Below are 3,576 nucleotides of genomic sequence, written 5' to 3'. Positions count from 1 at the left end.
GGTCCCCGCCCCGCCGCGCCCGCCGGATCCCGGCGCGGCCCCGCGCGGCCGGCGCTACCGCGCCCCGGCCGGCCGGAAGTCGTTCTCCAGCTTCTGGCTGTAGCGGCTCATCGCGAAGCACAGCAGGAAATAGACCGCAGCGGCGAAGAGATAGGCCTCGGTCGGGAAGCCCAGCCATTGCGGGTCGCCCAGCGCCGCGCGCAGCGTGGTGAAGAAGTCGAAGATGCCGACCACCACCACCAGCGTCGTGTCCTTGAACAGGCCGATGAAGGTGTTGACCTGCGCCGGGATGGTGATGGTCAGCGCCTGCGGCAGCACCACCAGCCGCATCTTCTGCCACCAGGTCAGGCCGATGGCATCCGCCGCCTCATACTGGCCGCGCGGCATGGCCTGCAGCCCGCCCCGAACCACCTCCGCCATGTAGGCGGCGGTGAACAGCGTGTAGGCGACCAGGATGCGCACCAGCCGGTCCAGCGTCACGCCATCCGGCAGGAACAGCGGCAGCATGATCGCCGCCATGAACAGCAGGCTGATCAGCGGCACGCCGCGCACGCATTCGATGACGGCGGTGCAGAACCAGCGGACCAGCGTCATCTCGCTGCGCCGGCCGAGGGCCAGCAGCACCGCCAGCGGATAGCCCAGCGCTACGCCATAGACCGCGATGACGCCGGTGATGGTCAGCCCGCCCCAGAGCCGGGTCGCCACCGGCGCCAGCCCGAAGCCGCCCGCCAGCAGCCAGAGCATGGCCGCGGCGGCGACCAGCCAGGCCAGCAGCAACCAGCGCGACCAGAGCCGCCGCTGCGTGCTGGCCACCGCCATCGCGGCTAGCAGGGAGAGCATGGTCGCCGGCCGCCAGCGCTCCTCATACGGATACAGGCCGAAGACGGAGAACCAGAATTTCTCCCGCACGAAGGCCCAGCAGGCGCCTTCGGCGGCGCGGCAGGCCTGCGCATTGCCCGACCAGGTGGCCCGGAACACCGCCCAATCGAGGAAGGGCGGCAGCGCCCAGGCCAGCAGGGCGATGCAGCCCAGCGTGATGGCGATGTTCACCGGCCCGTCCAGGCAGGCGCCGAGGAACGCCCTGGCGCGCGTGGCGAGCGGGATGGCGGGGGCGGCGGCCATGGCTCAGCGCTCCCGGATCTGGACGCTGCGGTTGTAGAGATTCATGGCCAGCGAGGTCAGCAGGCTCATCGCCAGGTAGACCGCCATGAAGATCGAGATGACCTCGATCGCCTGCCCGGTCTGGTTGATGGCGGTGTTGGCGACCGACACGAGGTCGGGGTAGCCGATGACGATGGCCAGCGAGGAGTTCTTCGTCAGGTTCAGGAACTGGCTGGTCATCGGCGGGATGATGACCCGCAGCGCCTGCGGCAGGATCACCAGCCGCATGATGCGGCCGCGCGGCAGGCCGAGCGCGAAGGCGGCCTCCCACTGGCCCCTGTGCACGCTCTGGATGCCCGCGCGCACGATCTCGGCGACGAAGGCGGCGGTGTAGACGACGAGGCCGGTCAGCAGCGCGACGAATTCCGGGGACAGCGTGACGCCGCCCTGGAAGTTGAAGCCCGTCAGCTCCGGCCACTCGACCTGCGGCGCGCCGAGCGCCAGCACCGACAGCGCGGGAAGGCCGAGCAGCATCGCCAGCCCGGGCAGGATGGTCGGCCGGCGCTGACCGGTGGCCGCCTGCCGCGCCCTTTCGCGCCGCAGCAGCAGCCACCAGCCCAGCGCGCCGGCGGCCAGCGCCGCCAGCAGCGCCCACATGGCGGGCGACGCGACGAGCACCGGGATCTTCATCCCGCGCTGGGAGAGGAAGACGCCCGGCAGCACCTCCAGCGCCTGGCGCACCGGCGGCAGGCCGAGGATGACGGCGTGCCAGAACACCAGCTGCAGCACCAGCGGGGTGTTGCGGACGATCTCGACATAGCCGCCGACCAGGCCGCGCAGCAGCGGGTTGGGCGACAGCCGCATGACGCCGAGCGCGATGCCGAGGATGGTGGCGATGACGCAGCCCACCACCGCGACGCGCAGCGTGTTCAGGAAGCCGACCCAGAGCGCCCGGGCATAGGAGCTGGCCGGGGTGTACTCCACCACCGCCTCGCCGATCGGGATGCCGGCGGCGCGGTCGAGGAAGCCGAAGCCCAGCTCCAGCCCCCGCTTGGCCATGTTGGCCTGGACATTGCCCCAGAACCACCAGCCGAGGCCGAGGACGGCGGCGAGCAGCAGCGCCTGCCAGAGCAGGCCGCGCGGCATGCGGAAGCGCGGCAGCGGCGGGGCGCGGCGCGCGGCGGGCAGGGCGATGTCGCTCATGGCATGGCGGGGGCGGGCCGCGGCCCGCCCCCCTGTCCGTCAGCGGGCCGGCGGGGCGTAGAGCAGGCCGCCCTTGGTCCAGATGTTGTTCTGCCCGCGCTCGAGCCCGAGCGGCGTGTCGGTGCCCAGGTGCCGCTCGAAGATCTCGCCGTAGTTGCCGAAGGCGGCGAGGATGGTGCGCATATACTGGCCGTTGGCGGCGCCCAGCGATTCGCCCATGTTGCCCTCGACGCCCAGCAGGCGCTTCACCCGCGGGTCGGTGTCGCTGGCGGCGCGCTGCGCGACATTGGCGCGGGTGATGCCGAACTCCTCGGCGTCGATCAGGCCGAAGACGGTCCAGGCGACGATGTTGGTCAGCTCCTCGTCGCCCTGGCGGACCACCGGGCTCAGCGGCTCCTTGCTGATGCGCTCGGGCAGGATGACGTGGTCGCGCGGGTTGGTCAGCAGCGTGCGCTGCGCCGCCAGCGCGGCGAAGTCGTTGGTGAAGACGTCGCAGCGGCCGCTGTCATAGGCGCGGCGCAGCTCGTCCAGGTCGGCGATCACCACCGGCGTGAAGCGCATGTTGTGCTGGCGGAAATAGTCCGCGAGGTTCATCTCGGTCGTCGTGCCCGGCTGCACGCAGACCGTCGCGCCGTTCAGGCCGCGGGCGCTGGTCACGCCCAGCCGCCGGTTCACCATCATCGCCTGGCCGTCGAAGAAGACGATGGCGGGGAAGTTGAAGCGGTTGACGTTGCTGTCGCGGGTCAGCGTCCAGGTGCTGTTGTTGGACAGCATGTCGACCTCGCCGGCGGCCAGCGCCGGGAAGCGGCTCTGCGACGTCACCGGGACGAACTCGACCTTGTTCGGGTCGTTGAAGATGGTGATCGCCACGGCGCGGCAGATCTCGACATTGAAGCCGACCCAGCGGCCCTGGCTGTCGGCGGTGCCGAAGCCGGGATTGCCCGGGCCCTGCACGCCGCAGCGCAGCGTGCCGCGCTGCTTGATGGCATCCAGCGCGGCGCCGGCCTCGGCCGGCTGCGGCGCGATGATGGCAAGGCACGCGGCAGCGGCCGCGGCCAGGGCGGTCAACCTGATCATCGAAACCCCCAATGTCTCCCGGGGCCTCTGCGGGCCCGTGCGGCGCAGGTGGCTTCGCGTCACATTTCTTTCAAGATGGTAATGCTTGGGCAATGCGGGCCGGGGCCTGCCCAATCGCTGGGCAGCGCCCCGCGCGGCGTGCGAGGACGCCCCGAGGCGCCGGCGGCGGCCGCCGGTCCGTCGCCGGGCGGATGC

At 71.4% G+C, this 3,576-nt stretch carries 3 protein-coding genes; all 3 read right to left on the bottom strand.

Translation table 11 applies throughout. The features are described 5' to 3' along the window. Window positions 1-54: 54 nt before the first annotated feature. Genes E2C05_RS29840 through E2C05_RS29830 form a run of 3 tightly spaced genes read right to left on the bottom strand, consistent with a single transcriptional unit; the run spans window position 55 to window position 3,381 of the window. A complete protein-coding gene (locus tag E2C05_RS29840) occupies window positions 55-1,122 on the bottom strand; it encodes an amino acid ABC transporter permease (RefSeq protein WP_133223251.1) in 1,068 nt (355 codons plus the stop codon). 3 nt (window positions 1,123-1,125) lie between these two features. Further along, a complete protein-coding gene (locus E2C05_RS29835; protein ID WP_133223250.1) occupies window positions 1,126-2,304 on the bottom strand; it encodes an amino acid ABC transporter permease in 1,179 nt (392 codons plus the stop codon). A 39-nt stretch (window positions 2,305-2,343) separates the two neighbouring features. Beyond that, the gene (locus E2C05_RS29830; RefSeq protein ID WP_133223249.1) at window positions 2,344-3,381 is read right to left on the bottom strand and encodes an amino acid ABC transporter substrate-binding protein; all 1,038 of its coding nucleotides are present in this window, start codon (window positions 3,379-3,381) and stop codon (window positions 2,344-2,346) included. Between the last annotated feature and the right edge of the window lie 195 nt (window positions 3,382-3,576).

The organism is Paracraurococcus ruber, assembly GCF_004353985.1.
Lineage (GTDB): Bacteria > Pseudomonadota > Alphaproteobacteria > Acetobacterales > Acetobacteraceae > Paracraurococcus > Paracraurococcus ruber.
Note: the sequence above shows the minus strand (reverse complement) of the source record. Positions and strands in the feature narration are given on the sequence as shown.

Excerpts from the sequence above, each read along its gene's own strand:
- E2C05_RS29835 (WP_133223250.1), bottom strand. The coding sequence starts at position 2,304 with ATGAGCGACATCGCCCTGCCCGCCGCGCGCCGCGCCCCGCCGCTGCCG.
- E2C05_RS29840 (WP_133223251.1), bottom strand. The coding sequence starts at position 1,122 with ATGGCCGCCGCCCCCGCCATCCCGCTCGCCACGCGCGCCAGGGCGTTC.
- E2C05_RS29830 (WP_133223249.1), bottom strand. The coding sequence starts at position 3,381 with ATGATCAGGTTGACCGCCCTGGCCGCGGCCGCTGCCGCGTGCCTTGCC.